We start from the raw sequence: 16,530 nt of genomic DNA, 5'->3' as shown, positions 1-16,530 counted from the left end.
ATCAATATGCAATACGTAACCCTGACCCAGGAAGAAGCGCGCCGCCGTCTGGTGCTGCCGGAAGACCGGGTTTCCTGCAGCGTGGCTTTTATTGACTGTAAGCTGCCGGGCTCGCACCTCAAGCAGAACTACTCTTTTATCGGCCCCGGCGTCACCCAGTCCGCGTCGCAGGTGGTGAATATTCCCGAGGCGCACGGCTTTAATATTGGCGCCGCCGCCATGCCTAAGGGCGTGACGAATAACCTGCATCTGCACTTTACCGCCGAGGTGTTCCTGATTCATGAGGGAAGCTGGCGCTTTCGCTGGGGGGCCAACGGCGAGCATGAAGCAGAGCTCAGCGCCCCGGCCATTTTGTCGATTCCAACGTGGATTTTCCGCGGCTTTACCAACGTCAGCCCGCAGGAAACCAACGGCATGGTGTTCACCGTGCTGGGCGGAGACAACACCGGCGGCATTATCTGGCACCCGTCAATTCTTGACGCCGCCCGCGAATACGGCCTGTACCTGAGCCGTGACAATATGCTTATCGACGTGGAGGCCGGCGATGCCCGGCCCGCCGAAAGCGAGCTGCTGCAGCCGCTGGCTGCTGAACAGATCGCCGCTTTGCGCGATTACTCCGTTGACGAAATGAAGCGGCGAGCGGTGAGCGGCGAGCAGCGGCAGTGGTCAAGCCAGGCGCTGCTGGACGCTATCCTGCCCGGCCACGGCGCGGAGCTGGCGCCGGTTATCGGCTTTGGCATTTCGCAGGATCGCAACAGCGCGCCGCCAATTGTTAACCCCCACGGGTTTTCCGTAGAGTGGCTGCGTATTCAGGATGATCATCGCGTCGGCCTGCACTGCTGTGCGGATGTTCAGGTGCTGATGTTGTTTAAAGGCACGCTGGAGGTGACCTATAACCGGCAGGAAGAGGAAGTGACGATTATCGCCGTGGAAGGCTCCGTTGTATCGGTGCCGGGCGGCTGCTGGCGGCGCTACCGGGCCGTTGATGGTGAGATGGAGGCTACCCTGACCACCCGCGGCGACAGGCGTAAACCGCTTTACTGGGATCGCGACATTATCGAGCAGGCGCAGGCGCATGACCGCTGTATCGATCCGGATGGCTACGTGGCGATCGCCAGTATTTTACCTGCCACGGCGCGGCGGGCCGGCGAAAAAATCGCCCGGCCAGATTAAAGGCGTCTGATTAGCGGTGAGGATCCTGCCATACGCAGGATCCTCCTTTCGCTTTGCGGCCGTTCGCTTCCCGCCGCTCACGAAATCCTAAGCCGTGACGCCTATCTGGAGCCGGGATAAATCGATGTACTGCGCAAGCTCGCGCTGTTCGGCGCGCGGCAGGTACGGCAGTTCGCCCACCAGCGGGCCAGGCAGTTTTTTGCGCAGCACGTCGATAATTTCGGCGTAGTGGGCAAGGCCCGGATTGATGCGGTTCGCCACCCAGCCCACCAGCGGCAGGCCGTCGTTGGCAATGGCCTGCGCGGTCAGCAGCGCATGGTTGATACAGCCTTCCTGAATGCCCACCACCATCAGCACGGGCAGCTGTTCCTGCACCACCCATTCCGACAGCGGCCGCAGGTCGTTCATCAGGCTGCGCCAGCCGCCGGTGCCTTCGACCACGACGTGATCGGCCTGGCCCGACAGGCGCGACAGGCCGTCGGACAGCAGCGTGTAGTTGATGGGGCAGCTGTGGTTTACGCTGCTTTCCTCTTCGCTCAGGGCGATGGGGTTAATGGCGGCGTAAGGCAGGGCCAGCGACGAAACGCTTTGCAGAACCAGCGCGTCTTTATTACGCAATCCTTCTGGCGTTTCTTTGCTTCCTTTGGCTACCGGCTTATAGCCGACAACGCATTTGCCGCTGGCGGCCAGCGCCTGCAGCAGGGCGCGAGACACCACCGTCTTGCCGACCGCGGTATCGGTGCCTGTAATAAAGAAACGCTTAAGCATGGTAACTCCCGGGGTAGTACACAAAAACTAGTTAGAAATTTGAATAATTCAGTTCCGGAAGTCTAAAAGAAGAGTGGATTGACCAGATTGAGATAGCGCAATTTTTAGTGGATCAATGAAAATGATTATCCTTGCAGCAGGCGAATCAGTAACGAACCGTTATACATTGCGTCTTTTACCAGCGCCGCGCCCGCCATTGTGCCGCGGTGGTTGTACTGGGTGCTTTCGACAATCATATGCTGGGCGTAGGCCGGTAAAGCCTGCTGGCGAATGCAGCTTGCAATGGCCGGATGGAGAATATCCGCCGCGCGGTTAAGGGGCGAACCTATCAGAATCTTTTGAGGGTTAAACAGGTTCACCATAATGGCGAGAATACGCCCTACGTTTACGCCGACGCCCAGAATAATATCTTTGGCAAGAAGATCGCCCTGCAGGGCCGCATCGCAAAGGGACTCCACCGTCAGGGGCTGCTCGTGCAGCATTGAGCCCATCGACTGGTTCATGCGCAGCTGGGCCAGCTCCAGCACGCTTTCGACGCTGGCGATGGTTTCCAGACAGCCGTGGTTGCCGCAGTAGCAGCGCTTGCCGTAGGGATCGACCTGCGTATGGCCAATCTCTACCAGGCTGCTGCTGCCAGCGTGCAGCAGGCGGCCATCGGTGATCACTCCTGCGCCCACGTTATGATCGATAACCACCTGAATAACGTCGCGCGCGCCGCGGGATGCGCCAAACAGCCCTTCGGCCATCGTCCAGGCGCTGATGTCGTGTTGAATAAAGACCGGCACGCCGGTATGGTTTTCCAGCACTTCCCCCAGCGGCATATCGCAGACGTCATAAAACGGCATCCGGTGCACGATACCGCGCACCGTATCGATAATACCCGGCAGGGTAATAGCGATGGCGGTCAGGCGTTCGAGCTTGTCCTGATGGCGGATAAAAAAATGGTCCACCTGGCTGATAACACGCTCCAGCAGCGGGCTCGGGTCTTCGGTCGGCAGGGATAGGGTGTCTTCGACGATCAGCTGGCTGCTGAGATCGTGCAGGCCAAGCGAAATTTCGCCGCGGTTAATGCGTACCGAAAGATAATGCCAGGCCTCCGTTTCCAGCATCAACCCCACCGCCGGACGGCCGCGGCTGCCGGGATCCTGGATTTCCGTCTCCTGCACCAAATGCGCTTCGAGCATTTCGCGCACGATTTTAGTAATGCTGGCCGGAGCAAGCTGCGCCAGACGAGAAAGATCGATACGCGATACCGGGCCATGGCTGTCAATGAGGCGGTAAACCACGCCCGCATTCGTTTGTTTAATCTGATCGATATGGCCCGGTTGGCTGTCAGCAACCACGTGGTACTCCCTTTATTTTCGCGCTTCGAAATAAACTTTCGGCTATGGTGAAACACTTCAAGCGGGGTAGTCAAATATTTACGTAGGGTTGTGATTTACCGCACATAATAGACTGGTTTTACGCTTATTTTAGCCCACAAGTCGCCTCGGTTAACAGCTCGCTGATACGAAGCGCGGCGTTTGAGAGCTCACGATGTTTAGGCCACACCAGCCACATCTCCGAGCGCGCCTCCTGCTCCTGCAAAGGCAGCCACACGACGTCGCTGACCCGCACGCGCTTAAAGGAGGCGGGCAAAATCGAGACCCCAAGCCCTGCGGATACCAGGCCGATAATCGTCATCGCCTCCCCCACTTCCTGGGTGATATAGGGTGAAATACCGCAGCGGTGCAGCAGGCCGAGAATATCGTCATACAGGCCGGTGCCGACGTGGGGATCAAAGAACACGAAAGGCTCGGGCGCCAGATCCTGAAGGGAGATAGCTTTACGCCCGGCCAGCGGGTGATCGCGGTGCACCATCGCCAGCAGCGGCTCGCGCAGCACCAGCTTCCACGCCAGCGTATCCGGCAGGCGCGTATTGCGCATTAGCCCCAGATCCAGCTCGCCGTCGTTGAGCGGTGCGATTTGCTGGCGGGTATTGATTTCACGCATCTGAATATGCACGTCCGGATAGCGTTTTCTGAACGTTGACAGGCTGTCCGAAACGCCTTTCATAAAGGGCGCGGAAGAGGTAAACCCGATGCGTAGCTCCCCCGTTTCCCCCTGATGCAACCGCCCGGCTCGCGCCGCCGCCGCTTCAACCTGCCCGAGAATCTGGCGCGCATCGGTCAAAAACTGCTGCCCCGCCGCCGTAAGGTTCACGCTGCGGTTGGTGCGCGCCAGCAGCCGGGCGCCGATTTGCTGCTCGAGGATCTGAATTTGCTGGCTTAACGGAGGCTGAGAGATACGCAAACGCGCGGCGGCGCGCCCGAAATGCAGCTCTTCCGCCACCGCGACGAAATAGCGCAGATGCCGTAGTTCGATATTCATATTTTAAACATATCAATTGAGATTATTAATATATTAGACAGAACATTCGCCGTTTTCTACTCTGGGGGAACGCAGGCAACAACACATCGTTTTAAGGATTGATTTTGAGCCGTACATCCTCCGTCAGCTCCGCTCCGGCACCGGACGTTGACGACAGTATTTCCGTCAGGCCGGCAGCGGCCGCCTATATTAAACGCGGTTCGCCCCAGTTTATGCGCGTCACCCTGGCGCTTTTCTCCGCCGGACTTGCCACCTTCGCTCTGCTTTACTGCGTGCAGCCCATTTTGCCGGTGCTCTCCCATGAATTCGGCGTCTCGCCCGCCAGCAGCAGTATTTCCCTGTCGATATCCACCGCCATGCTCGCCACGGGGTTACTGTTCACCGGGCCGCTTTCCGACGCCGTCGGCCGCAAGCCGGTCATGGTGACGGCCTTGCTGCTCGCCTCCTGCTGCACGCTGCTTTCCACGATGATGACCAGCTGGCACGGCATCCTGCTGATGCGCGCGCTGATCGGCCTTTCCCTGAGCGGCGTGGCCGCCGTGGGCATGACCTACCTTAGCGAAGAGATCCACCCGAGCGTCGTGGCCTTCTCTATGGGGCTGTACATCAGCGGGAATTCGATTGGCGGCATGAGCGGGCGCCTGTTAAGCGGCGTACTCACGGACTTCTTTAGCTGGCGCGTTGCGGTGGCGGCGATTGGCTGTTTTGCCCTCGCCTCCGCCCTGATGTTCTGGAAAATTCTGCCGGAGTCGCGCCACTTCCGCCCTTCTTCGCTGCGCCCTAAGACGCTGTTTATTAATTTCCGGCTGCACTGGCGCGACGAGGGGTTGCCGCTGCTGTTTGCCGAAGGTTTTTTACTGATGGGGGCGTTCGTCACGCTGTTTAACTACATCGGCTATCGCCTGATGGAAGCGCCGTGGTTCTTAAGCCAGGCGGTGGTGGGCCTGCTTTCCGTCGCCTACCTGACCGGCACCTGGAGTTCGCCAAAAGCCGGGGCGATGACGGCGAAATTTGGCCGCGGCCCGGTGATGATCTTCTCAACCGGCGTGATGCTGCTGGGCCTGGTGCTCACCGTATTCTCGCCGCTGGCGGTGATTTTCGCCGGCATGCTGCTGTTTTCCGCCGGCTTCTTTGCGGCGCACTCCGTCGCCAGCAGCTGGATCGGGCCGCGCGCGAAACGCGCCAGAGGCCAGGCCTCTTCGCTTTATCTGTTCAGCTATTACCTCGGCTCAAGCCTTGCGGGCACGCTGGGAGGCCTGTTCTGGCACCGGTTCGCCTGGTACGGCGTCGCCGGCTTTATCGGCTCGCTGCTGGTCGTTGCTTTACTGGTCGGAAGCCGCCTGCACCATCGCGTACGTTAACCGCCGTCGGGCCTCGTTTTTATTAACGCTTTTTGCTATTTTCGCTGCGTTAACGACACTCACGAGGCCCTATGGAAAAGCAAAACTATAACCATCTCACCCGCACCTTCCAGCGCCTGTCCCGCTTCGGACACCTCTCGGCGATCGCCGGATGGGACATGTTTACCTGCATGCCGCCGAACGGCAGCGCAGCACGCGGTGAAGCGCTCGCCGAGCTGAGCGTGCTGCAGCATCAAATTCTGACCGATAAAAAAATCGCTACGCTGCTGCAGGCCGCCGCGCAGGAAGAGCTCAACGACGTCGAGCGCGCCAACCTTCGTGAAATGACCCGCCAGTATCAGGAGGCCGTGCTGCTGCCCGAATCGCTGGTCGAAGAAAAGTCGCTGGTGGGCACCCGCTGCGAACACGGCTGGCGCACGCAGCGTCCGGCCAACGACTGGCAGGGCTTCGCGGCCAACCTGAAAGAGGTCGTGCGCGTTAGCCGCGAAGAAGCCAGGCTGCGCGCTGAAGCGAAAGGCATTTCACGCTACGACGCGCTGCTCGATCTTTACGAGCCCGGCATGACGAGCGCCAAACTCGACGTGCTGTTCGGCGACCTGCGCGGCTGGCTGCCGGACCTGCTGCAAAAGGTCGTGGAAAAACAGGCTAAGCAGCCGGCCATCGTGCCGACCGGCCCCTTTGCTACCGCCACTCAGCGCGAGCTCGGCCTGGAGGTGATGCAGCTTCTCGGGTTCGATTTTAACGGCGGTCGTCTGGACGTGAGCGCGCATCCCTTCTGCGGCGGCGTGCCCGAGGACGTTCGCATCACCACGCGCTACGATGAAAACGATCTGATCTCCTCGCTGTTCGGCGTGATTCATGAAACCGGGCACGCCCGCTACGAACAGAATCTTCCGCGCGAATGGCTGGGCCAGCCGGTTTCCCACGCCCGCTCCACGGCGATTCATGAATCGCAAAGCCTGTTCTTTGAGATGCAGCTTGGCCGCAGTAAAGAGTTCCTCAGCCTGCTGCTGCCAAAAATCATTGCCCGCTTCGGCGCGCAGCCCGCTTTCGAAATGCAGAACTTCGTCGCCGTGAATCAGCGCGTTGAACGCGGTTATATCCGCGTGGATGCCGATGAGGTGAGCTACCCGGCGCACGTGGTGCTGCGCTATGAGATCGAACGGGCGCTTATTGAAGGAGAGATTGAGGTGGAAGACATTCCCGCGCTGTGGGATGAGAAAATGCAGCGCTGGCTGGGGCTGTCCACCAAAGATAACTACCGTAACGGCTGCATGCAGGATATCCACTGGACGGACGGCGCGTTCGGCTACTTCCCGTCGTACACGCTGGGCGCGATGTACGCAGCGCAGCTGTTCAACGCCGCGAAACTTGCGCTACCGCAGCTTGAAAGCGACATCGCCGCAGGAAACTTCGCCGCCCTGTTCGACTGGCTAAGCCAGAATATCTGGCAGCACGGCAGCCGCTTTAGCACCTCGCAGCTGATCGTCAATGCCACGGGCGAAGACCTTAACCCGCTGTATTTCCGCAAACATTTAGAAGCACGTTATCTGTAATGCATGGCGCCGGGGATAGCGATTCCCGGCGCTTTCATGCTTCCCGCGCCCTTTGTACATTCCGTTACACGCCGATACCAATCACTCACTGAAGGCGGCGAGCGACAAGCCTATAGTTCATCTCAACGGCCCCGCAGTGGGGTTCACACACAAACAAATTCGAGGATGTCGAGATGAATAAAGTATTAGCTCTGGTTGTTGCAGCGCTCGTGGGTCTGTCTTCCGCTGCTTTCGCCGCTGACACTACCGCGACGCCAGCGCCTGCTGCTACCGCTGCCGCTCCGGCTAAAGCGCCAGCTAAAACCACCCATCACAAAAAACACAAAAAAGCCGCTACCGAGCAGAAAGCTCAGGCTGCTAAAAAGCACCATAAAAAAGCGGTAAAAGCTGAAGCGGCAAAACCTGCTCAGACCGAGCAGAAAGCCCAGGCGGCTAAAAAGCACCACAAGAAAGCGGTAAAAGCTGAAGCGGCAAAACCTGCTCAGACCGAACAGAAAGCGCAGGCTGCTAAAAAGCACCACAAAAAAGCGACCCACGCTGCGACCAAACCAGCTGCACAGCCGGCAGCATAAGGCGACCGGGGGCCGCCCCGGCATTAAAGTCTTAATAAAAACACCCGGTTCGCCGGGTGTTTAGTTTGATGACAGTCGCCCAAAAGCGTGTTTTTTTGGCGTCTGGGGCAGACCAGAAGACGGCATCCATTGTTGATACAGGTTGCTATTTCGCAACCCGGGGTGCAACGATCATTGTCAGTCATCCCGCGCCCGACTCGCCGGGCGTTTACTTCTGGAGTCCGGGTGATGTTGCGACGCTACGGTTTTGAAATCATCCTTTCGCTGCTGATTATTTGCGGCATTATTACCTTCAGCTTCTGGATTTAAAGGCGTAGTACGCTGTTTTTACTCCCACTTTCGGCGCGACCCGTCTATAGTTACCCCATTCATCGGGTTTATACAAAAATCATAATTAATCGCCCCACAGAGAGTGATATGCGCAAAAAAGTTGTATTGCTGTTAGGAGCTTTGTGTCTGTTACCGGCACTGACCCACGCGGATGACGACAGCGCCGCGGAAGTGAAAACGTTGTTTTTTGGCAACGACGACCGCACCCACGTAAAGGATCCCGCTCATTCTCCCTGGGACGCCATCGGCCAGCTGGAAACCGCCAGCGGCAATTTATGCACAGCCACCTTAATTTCACCTCATCTGGCCCTAACCGCCGGACATTGTCTGCTGCAGCCTCCACGGGGCAAACCCGACAAAGCCGTCGCGCTACGCTTTATCTCCTCGAAGGGAAAATGGCGTTACGAAATTCATGATATCGAAGGCCGGGTGGAAAGCACCCTTGGACGACGTTTAAAAGCCGACGGGGATGGCTGGATTGTGCCGCCCGGCGCGGCGCCGCACGATTTCGGCCTGGTGATTTTGCATAACCCGCCTTCGGGCATTACGCCGCTTCCCTTATTTGAAGGCGATCGCGAGGCGCTGACCGATGCGCTAAAAGCGCAAAACCGCAAGGTGACGCAGTCCGGCTATCCTGAGGATCATCTGGACGATCTCTATACGCATACCGACTGCGTGATAACCGGCTGGGCGCAAAAAACCGTTTTGTCGCACCAGTGCGACACGCTGCCGGGCGACAGCGGTTCGCCGTTGATGCTAAAAACCGCAGACGGCTGGCAGCTGATTGCCGTACAAAGCTCGGCGCCGGCGGCGAAAGACCGCTACCGCGCCGATAACCGCGCCATTGCAGTAACCGGTTTTCGCGATCGCTTAGAAGCGCTGGCTAGCCAGTAGCCCGGCGCAGGCCGGGCTATCCTGAGCCTCAGGCAATTTTAATGATAATCATGCCCGCCAGCAGAAAGACCAGCCCCAGCCAGCCTTTGCGATTGAGGCGCTGGCCAAACAGTACCCAGCCCGCGGCGACCGTCGCGGCAATCCCAAACCCGCCCCAGAGCGCATAAGCCAACGAAAGCTCGATGCCTTTAACCGCCTGCGCCAGCGCGCTGAAGGCCGCAAGCACCGCCAGCAGAGAAAGCGCGCCGTACAGCGGACGGCGGAAACCGTCGGAATGCTTAAGTAAAATGTTCGCCGTAATTTCCAGCACGATGGCGGCCAGTAGCCAGGCGGCGTGGATCCATTCAAACGACGGCATGATCACCTCCCCGGCCCGGCTGCGCCCTACGCGTTTTCTTTGCGCCGGTGCCTGATTTAATCAGCGCAATGCCGATCACCAGCGTGGTTAAGCCGATAATTTTCAGCGTTGAGATCGGCTCGTCAAACAGCAGAACGCTAAACAGCGTAATAAATAAAATACCTATGCCTTCCCACATGGCATAGGCCACGCCAAGGGCAATGCGTTTAATGGAGAACGAAAGTAAAATATAGGACAGGGAAATCATCGCCAGCATGAAAATATAACCCAGGTTATTATCACTCATGCTTGACCATTTCATCGACAAGGTGCCGATAATTTCTGCGGCAATAGCCAGAGCTAATAAAATCCAGTAAATCATGGTTTCTCTCCTGACAGAGAAAATAACGGTACGGCGGCTTGTCTTATGCGTTAAAGAATAAGAAAACCGAAAAAAAAGCCGGATAGCCTTGCAGCGCAAGGGATGCGCGCGACGGCGAGATCAGGAGAGCGGAACTATAGCGCGTTGCGCCAGTGTTGTTCACCGGACAGGGAGAAAGCGGAAGGAAAAATAACCGGATGGTTTGTTAATAACGTTTTGAACAGCTTGTTCGCAAACATAATGTCCATAATATTCACAACGTATCCGCGGTATTGCTTCTCATCGGTTGCGGATAGTAAATTGTCCTCAGTAGTCAAACACGGCAAATTTGTACCATATTTTACCTGCCTTCCGCCGGCCCTTTTCATTTCTTTACGTTGCCGTTTAAAAAGCCATTCCTCTATTTCCCAGAGGATAAAAATTAATTAACCGATTAATTGCAGACAGAGAACTGGCGATAAAAACGTCACGCCCTGCCGGGGGCATAAGGAAAGCATAAAAGGTGTGAGCACGGTCAAAGATTCGGCTTCTCACAGGGATCTACATAGAATCCCACAGAGTTATCCACCGATTTTGTGGATAACTTTCGCCACGCCCATGCGCGGCTGACGCATGGGCGAAGGCCAGTGCTACATGCTGTAGCCCGGCTTTTTGGCCAGCGAATCAAAGGCGGGTTTAATCTCTTTGTCGTAGACGTCCTCTTTCCAGCGATCCTGTTCAACCGGCACTAACGCCACCGAAAGCGAAGCGTCCTTCGAGCCGAAATGCTTTTTAACAACGTCGCTCAGCTCTTCCGCCAGAGCCTGTTTTTGCTCGTCCGTCAGCTCGCGCGGGAAATGTTTAACGGTGATATGCGGCACGGTGTTCTCCTTGGTAAGAATAAAAATCGTCATTAACGGGGAAGGTACTGCTCGGGCAATAAGTTAAAGGCAGCCGCAAAGGTTTCAAAGTCGATACCGTGCTTCGCCGAGTCCAGGCGCAAACCGAAACGGGAGCGCAACGCCTGATAAACCGCGGCCGCGTCGGCAAGCTCCTGCTTTTCGCCGCCGGCCGTCAGACGGCGGTTATTCAGCGTGACAGATCTTCCGTCGCTCACGTGCAGGCAGAGCATCAGATGATGGCGGAAATGCGATGCCGGCCAGGTGGCAACGTAATGGTTCGCGACTTCGTAATCCGCGAAATACTGCGGCTGCAGATCGAACCGGTAAAGCGGCAACCACTCGCCGTCTTCGCGCAGGCTAAGCAGATAATCGTCCTCAACGCGCGTCAGGCGATAGACGCCGTGTGGGGTCGTTTGTTCGCCGTCAGCTTCAAAAAGCAGCGGGGCGGTTAGCGTCTTGCCGCCGAACCCCACGTCCGCCAGCCAGCGCTGCTGCCCGAGCGTGACCAGCAGCAGGCGATGCGTGCGGGCAGGCATCTGTTGCGGGCGCATCATCACTACCCGCGCCGCTAAATCTTCCACCTGAAAGCCGATCTCCAGCAGCGCCCGGCGCAGCAGCGCGTTTTGCTCGTAGCAATAGCCGCCCCGCCCCGCGGTCACCAGCTTGCCGAACACGCTGTCATCGTCGAGCAGGATTTTGCGCTCTAACAGCACATCCAGGTTTTCGAAAGGAATGGCGCAGGTATGCAGCAAATGCAGCTGCCGCAGCGTATGCAGGTCCGGCGCGTAGCCGCCCGTAAAACGAATGCGCGCGAAGTAGGCGTTCAGGTCAAAGGCCACAGGATGAAGTCCGTTGCGATGAAAGTCATATCACTATAATGGATTGCCCCAGCGCCATATGATCGATGGTGCGATCACAGCATTTCATTGCGGCGCAGCACTTCCTGTAGATCTTCACGCCGGCGCACCCTCTGCGCGACGGCAAACAGCTTCGGCGTGTGCTTTTCAAACCACGCCTGCCGCGGCCGCCAGCTAATCATCGCCGCGGGATAGGCATCCAGCAGGGTGATCTTTTCTCCGAATATGTAAGGGCCACTTCCGACCTGGTTTTCCATCCATACATAGAGCTGTTCGCGGTAATGATTCGTGCTGGCGAGAAGCTCATCGGCGCCGTTTTGCGTCCAGCGCGCCGGATTATCGCCGTAGGTAAAAGTGGGATAGACGTTGGCGACAAACCAGACCAGCAGCCGGTAAAAACGCTGGCGTTCCGGCGTGTCCGCGGGAGGCGCCAGCTCGGGATGCCTGTCCAGCAGCATCAGGGCGATAGCCGCGCTTTCGGTCATCACCGAGCCGTCTTCAAGCCTGAGCGTCGGCACCTGGCCGAGGGGATTGAGCGTTAACAGCGCATCGCGTTGCGGGCCCGGATCTTCGAATCCCTCGACGTTTTTCCACTGATACGCTTCACCTGTCAAAACAAACATGATTTCAACAATCGCCGAGCCGCAGCCCGGCGCACCGTAGAGTTTGTACATGATGTTCTCCGGTCTAAAGTGATTAAGTGTAGAATACTCCCGGACTTTAAGAGCGATAAGGAAACCCGGCATGAAACCCAAATCAGTGACGCTTTACGATGTGGCGGAGTATGCCGACGTTTCCTATCAGACGGTGTCCCGGGTGATTAACCAGGCAAACCACGTTGCCGAAAAAACTCGGCTGAAGGTCGAGGCGGCGATGGCCGCGCTCAACTACGTTCCCAACCGCGTGGCGCAGCAGCTGGCCGGCAAACCCAGCCAGACCATCGGCCTTGCCACCACCAACCTGTCGCTGCACGCCCCTTCGCAAATTGCCGCCGCCATCAAAACCCAGGCCGGGGGCATGAATTTCAACGTGATGATCTCCATGGTTGAGCAGCCGGGGCTTGCGGCCTGTAAAGCGGCGGTGAACAGCCTGCTGTCACAGCGCGTGGACGGGCTGATTATCAATATTCCTCTCGAAAACGAAGAAGCGCAGGCGGTACAAAACGCCTGCGGCAGCGTGCCGACGCTGTTTCTGGACGTCTGCGCGGAGCTGGAGGCCAATAGCATTATTTTCGACCCCGGCGCAGGAGCGCGCCTGGGCGTGGAACACCTGATCAACCTTGGCCATCGCAGCATCGCCCTGCTCTGCGGGCCGCGGTCCTCCATTTCGGCGCGCCTGCGTTTTGAAGGCTGGCAGCAAACGCTGGCCGCAAACGGACTGACGGCGGCGGCGGTAATGGAAGGCGACTGGAGTTCGCTTTCAGGCTATGAGCAGCTTTCCCGGCTGCTGCGCGAGGGGAAAACGCCCGGCGCGATCGTCGTCGCCAACGATCAGATGGCGCTTGGCGCGCTGCGCGCCCTTGCGGAAGAAGGTTTAGCGGTGCCGGCGGACGTCTCCGTTGTGGGCTATGACGATACCGAAGACAGCGCCTGTTTTATCCCGCCGCTTACCACCATCAAGCAGGATTTCCGCACGCTCGGCAAAGCGAGCGTCAATCGCCTGGTGGAGATGATTCATCACCCCGACGGCCAGCCGCAGCCGCAGGTGCTGCCCGTCGCCCTGGTTGAACGTAAAACCACGGCGGCCCCCGGCGGGAGTTCCCCTTCTGCTAAGGCGCTTGGCGATGCGCTGGCCGTGCTCGCGCGCCAGGTAGCAAGACTGCGCCAGGTTTGAGAGCCGCGTCACCTAATCCCGTCCTGCTGCTTTACAGCCCGTGCTGAAAAAATCATATTACCCTCATATTGTGAGCGCATCGCAAAACAAGCAAGGAATCTGAGATATGATCAAAGCAGGCACCCAGGCTTCCACTCTTGCCTCCGTACTGGCCCGGCGCGACTGGGAAAACCCCGCCGTAACCCAGCTGAACCAGCTCGCCGCCCATCCGCCTTTTGCCAGCTGGCGCTCCCCCGAACGGGCGCGTGAAGACGAGCAGTCGCCGAGCGTGCGCAGCCTGAACGGCGTCTGGAAATTCAGCTACTTTAACCGCCCGGAAGCCGTTCCTGAAAGCTGGGTTGCGCAGGATCTCAACGGCGCGGACGACGTGCCGGTTCCCTCTAACTGGCAGATGCTGGGTTACGATGCGCCGATTTATACCAACGTCACCTACCCGATTCCGGTGAATCCCCCTTTTGTGCCTGCAGATAACCCCACAGGATGTTATTCGCTCACATTCAAAGTTGACGCGCAGTGGCTCGCTGCCGGGCAAAGCCGCATTATCTTCGACGGCGTCAATTCCGCCTTTCACCTGTGGTGCAACGGCAGCTGGATCGGCTACGCGCAGGACAGCCGCCTGCCGTCGGAATTTGACCTCAGCCAGGCGCTGCGCCCCGGTGAAAACCGCCTGGCGGTGATGGTGCTGCGCTGGAGCGACGGTTCCTACCTGGAAGACCAGGACATGTGGCGCATGAGCGGCATTTTCCGCGACGTTACGCTGCTGCATAAGCCGCAAACCCACCTCAGCGATATGCGCGTGGTCACCCGTCTCAATGAGGATTTTACCCACGCCTGGCTGGAAACGCTGGCGGTGGTTCAGGGCGATGAGCAGGACGTGCAGATAGGCGTCCAGCTCTGGCAGGGCGATCGGTTAAAAGGTGAAAAACAGCAGCCCATCGGCGGCGATATCATCGACGAACGCGGCGCCTACAACGATCGCACGACGGTCCGCATTGCCATAGAACGCCCGCTGTTATGGAGCGCCGAAACGCCGAACCTGTATCGCGTGGTGGTGGTGTTAAAAGACAAGCATGGCGCGGTGATTGAAGCCGAGGCCTGCGATCTGGGTTTCCGTAAGGTAGAGATTTCGCACGGCCTGCTGCAGCTTAACGGCAAGCCGCTGCTGATTCGCGGCGTCAACCGCCACGAGCATCATCCCGAACATGGCCAGGTGATGGACATCGACACCATGCGCCGGGACATTATGCTGATGAAGCAGCATAACTTTAACGCCGTGCGCTGCTCCCACTACCCTAACCACCCGCTGTGGTATCGCCTGTGCGACCGCTACGGCCTGTACGTGGTTGACGAAGCGAATATAGAAACCCACGGCATGGTGCCGATGAACCGTCTGAGCGACGATCCCGTCTGGCTGCCGGCAATGACCGAGCGCGTCACGCGGATGGTGCAGCGCGACCGCAACCACCCGTCGATAATCATCTGGTCCCTCGGCAATGAATCCGGCCACGGCAGCAACCACGATGCGCTGTACCGCTGGATAAAAGCCAACGATCCCACGCGTCCGGTGCAGTATGAAGGCGGCGGCGCCAACAGCGCGGCGACGGATATTATTTGCCCGATGTATGCCCGCGTCGACCAGGATCAGCCTTTCCCACAGGTGCCGAAGTGGTCAATCAAAAAATGGATCGGCATGCCGGATGAAAGCCGTCCGTTAATTCTGTGCGAGTACGCGCACGCCATGGGCAACAGCTTTGGCGGCTTTCATAAATACTGGGCGGCCTTCCGCCAGCATCCAAAGCTGCAGGGCGGTTTTGTCTGGGACTGGGTGGATCAGTCGCTTATCAAACGCGACGGCAACGGCCAGCCGTTCAGCGCCTACGGCGGCGATTTTGGCGATAAGCCTAACGATCGCCAGTTCTGCATGAACGGCCTGGTGTCTGCCGACCGCACGCCGCACCCGGCGCTGTATGAGGCGCAGCAGGCGCAGCAGTTCTTCCGGTTCTCTTTGCTGCGCGAATCGCCGCTGAAAGTCGAGGTCACCAGCGAATACCTGTTCCGCGCAAGCGATAACGAGCGCCTGATCTGGACGCTGAAACAGGAAGGCAACCGGCTGGCGCGCGGCGAAGCGCTGCTGGATATCTCCCCGCAGGGCAAACAGCTCATCATCCTTGATGAGCTGCCGGAAATCACGCGCGGCGGCGACGTATGGCTGACGGTGCAGGTGCAGCAAATCGAAGCGACCGCCTGGTCCGAGGCAGGCCACATCTGCGCATGGGAGCAGTGGCAGCTGCCGGGCGTGCTGGCCGTGGCGGAGCAAAACGCCGACGGCGAAGCGCCGCGGCTGGAGGCCGCCGCCGACAGCTTCACGATCCGCCAGCGAAATCACCGCTGGGTTTTCAGCCGTGAAACGGGCCTGCTGACGCAGTGGTGGAAAGACGATCGCGCCGCCCTGCTTTCGCCCCTGCAGGACCAGTTCACGCGCGCGCCGCTGGATAACGATATCGGCGTCAGCGAGGCCACGCGTATCGACCCGAACGCCTGGGTTGAGCGCTGGAAAGCGGCCGGCATGTATGAGCTGGAAGCGGAGCTGCACGGCTGCGAGGCGCAGGCGCTGGCGAATGAGGTGCTGCTGCGCACGGTTCACCGCTGGACGCATCAGCGCAAAACGCTGTTCGTCAGCCGCAAAACGTACCACATCGATGACCAGGGAGAGCTGCATATCGACGTTGACGTGGAGATTGCATACGGCACGCCGCCTCCCGGGCGCATCGGGCTGACCTGCCAGCTGGCAGAGATTCACCCGACCGTGGGCTGGCTTGGCGCCGGACCGCACGAAAACTATCCGGACCGCAAACAATCCGCGCTGTTCGATAAGTGGGAGCGGCCGCTTGAGGAGATGTACACGCCCTATGTTTTCCCGACGGAAAACGGGCTGCGCTGCGACACGCAAAGGCTGGAGTATGGCGAAAACCTGTGGCGCGGAAGATTCCACTTCAACCTCAGCCGCTACGGCCAGCGGCAGCTGCGTGAAACCTCGCACCGTCATCTGCTGTGCGCCGAGCCGGGCAGCTGGCTGAATATCGACGGCTTCCATATGGGGGTAGGCGGAGACGACTCCTGGAGCCCCAGCGTTTCGCCGGAATACCTGCTTGCAGGACAACATTATCACTATGCGGTGAGCTGGACGCGTCGTTAAGTCCTGCCGGGCAGGCCTGG

At 58.7% G+C, this 16,530-nt stretch carries 15 protein-coding genes; 7 read left to right on the top strand and 8 right to left on the bottom strand.

All coding sequences use genetic code 11. The features are described 5' to 3' along the window. Positions 1-6: 6 nt before the first annotated feature. Positions 7-1,173, top strand: coding sequence for a cupin (locus WLO32_RS09440; RefSeq protein WP_435948069.1), 1,167 nt, complete (start codon positions 7-9; stop codon positions 1,171-1,173). An 87-nt stretch (positions 1,174-1,260) separates the two neighbouring features. On the opposite strand, the gene bioD is transcribed toward WLO32_RS09440, so the two are convergent. From bioD to WLO32_RS09425, 3 genes are all read right to left on the bottom strand, one after another. Then, entirely contained in the window at positions 1,261-1,941 is a 681-nt protein-coding gene (gene bioD / locus WLO32_RS09435; protein WP_435948068.1) for a dethiobiotin synthase, read from the bottom strand. Positions 1,942-2,066: 125 nt separating this feature from the next. Then, complete coding sequence (gene mlc / locus WLO32_RS09430) at positions 2,067-3,284, bottom strand: sugar metabolism global transcriptional regulator Mlc (protein WP_435948067.1); 1,218 nt, start codon at positions 3,282-3,284, stop codon at positions 2,067-2,069. Positions 3,285-3,408: 124 nt separating this feature from the next. Continuing rightward, positions 3,409-4,311 (bottom strand): LysR family transcriptional regulator, encoded by a 903-nt coding sequence (locus tag WLO32_RS09425; protein WP_435948066.1) that lies wholly within the window; start codon positions 4,309-4,311, stop codon positions 3,409-3,411. 104 nt (positions 4,312-4,415) lie between these two features. Here WLO32_RS09425 and WLO32_RS09420 point away from each other — a divergent pair, with 104 nt between their 5' ends. The 4 genes from WLO32_RS09420 to WLO32_RS09405 all read left to right on the top strand — a co-directional run bounded on the left by WLO32_RS09420 (position 4,416) and on the right by WLO32_RS09405 (position 9,024). Further along, the gene (locus tag WLO32_RS09420) at positions 4,416-5,672 is read left to right on the top strand and encodes an MFS transporter (RefSeq protein WP_435948065.1); all 1,257 of its coding nucleotides are present in this window, start codon (positions 4,416-4,418) and stop codon (positions 5,670-5,672) included. Positions 5,673-5,743: 71 nt separating this feature from the next. Further along, positions 5,744-7,228, top strand: coding sequence for a carboxypeptidase M32 (locus tag WLO32_RS09415; protein WP_435948064.1), 1,485 nt, complete (start codon positions 5,744-5,746; stop codon positions 7,226-7,228). A 173-nt stretch (positions 7,229-7,401) separates the two neighbouring features. Further along, positions 7,402-7,800, top strand: a complete 399-nt coding sequence (asr, locus tag WLO32_RS09410; RefSeq protein ID WP_435948063.1) for an acid resistance repetitive basic protein Asr — start codon at positions 7,402-7,404, stop codon at positions 7,798-7,800. Between the two features lie 417 nt (positions 7,801-8,217). Continuing rightward, positions 8,218-9,024, top strand: a complete 807-nt coding sequence (locus tag WLO32_RS09405) for a trypsin-like serine peptidase (protein WP_435948062.1) — start codon at positions 8,218-8,220, stop codon at positions 9,022-9,024. A 28-nt stretch (positions 9,025-9,052) separates the two neighbouring features. On the opposite strand, the gene mdtI is transcribed toward WLO32_RS09405, so the two are convergent. From mdtI to WLO32_RS09380, 5 genes are all read right to left on the bottom strand, one after another. After that, the gene (gene mdtI / locus WLO32_RS09400) at positions 9,053-9,382 is read right to left on the bottom strand and encodes a multidrug/spermidine efflux SMR transporter subunit MdtI (protein ID WP_435948060.1); all 330 of its coding nucleotides are present in this window, start codon (positions 9,380-9,382) and stop codon (positions 9,053-9,055) included. After that, positions 9,369-9,743, bottom strand: a complete 375-nt coding sequence (mdtJ, locus tag WLO32_RS09395; protein ID WP_435948059.1) for a multidrug/spermidine efflux SMR transporter subunit MdtJ — start codon at positions 9,741-9,743, stop codon at positions 9,369-9,371. The genes mdtI and mdtJ overlap by 14 nt, the downstream gene beginning before the upstream one ends. A 629-nt stretch (positions 9,744-10,372) precedes the next feature. Next, entirely contained in the window at positions 10,373-10,603 is a 231-nt protein-coding gene (gene pptA, locus WLO32_RS09390) for a tautomerase PptA (protein ID WP_435948058.1), read from the bottom strand. Between the two features lie 32 nt (positions 10,604-10,635). Continuing rightward, complete coding sequence (locus WLO32_RS09385) at positions 10,636-11,463, bottom strand: arylamine N-acetyltransferase family protein (protein WP_435948057.1); 828 nt, start codon at positions 11,461-11,463, stop codon at positions 10,636-10,638. A 74-nt stretch (positions 11,464-11,537) separates the two neighbouring features. After that, complete coding sequence (locus tag WLO32_RS09380; RefSeq protein ID WP_435948056.1) at positions 11,538-12,155, bottom strand: glutathione S-transferase family protein; 618 nt, start codon at positions 12,153-12,155, stop codon at positions 11,538-11,540. Between the two features lie 70 nt (positions 12,156-12,225). Here WLO32_RS09380 and WLO32_RS09375 point away from each other — a divergent pair, with 70 nt between their 5' ends. Then, the gene (locus tag WLO32_RS09375) at positions 12,226-13,314 is read left to right on the top strand and encodes a LacI family DNA-binding transcriptional regulator (RefSeq protein ID WP_435948055.1); all 1,089 of its coding nucleotides are present in this window, start codon (positions 12,226-12,228) and stop codon (positions 13,312-13,314) included. A gap of 106 nt (positions 13,315-13,420) precedes the next feature. Then, positions 13,421-16,510, top strand: coding sequence for a beta-galactosidase (locus tag WLO32_RS09370; protein WP_435948054.1), 3,090 nt, complete (start codon positions 13,421-13,423; stop codon positions 16,508-16,510). Positions 16,511-16,530 lie beyond the last annotated feature (20 nt).

It is taken from the genome of Dryocola mayonis (assembly GCF_051307045.1).
In the GTDB taxonomy this organism is placed as follows: Bacteria; Pseudomonadota; Gammaproteobacteria; order Enterobacterales; family Enterobacteriaceae; genus Dryocola.
This window is presented reverse-complemented; position numbering and strand designations above follow the sequence as displayed.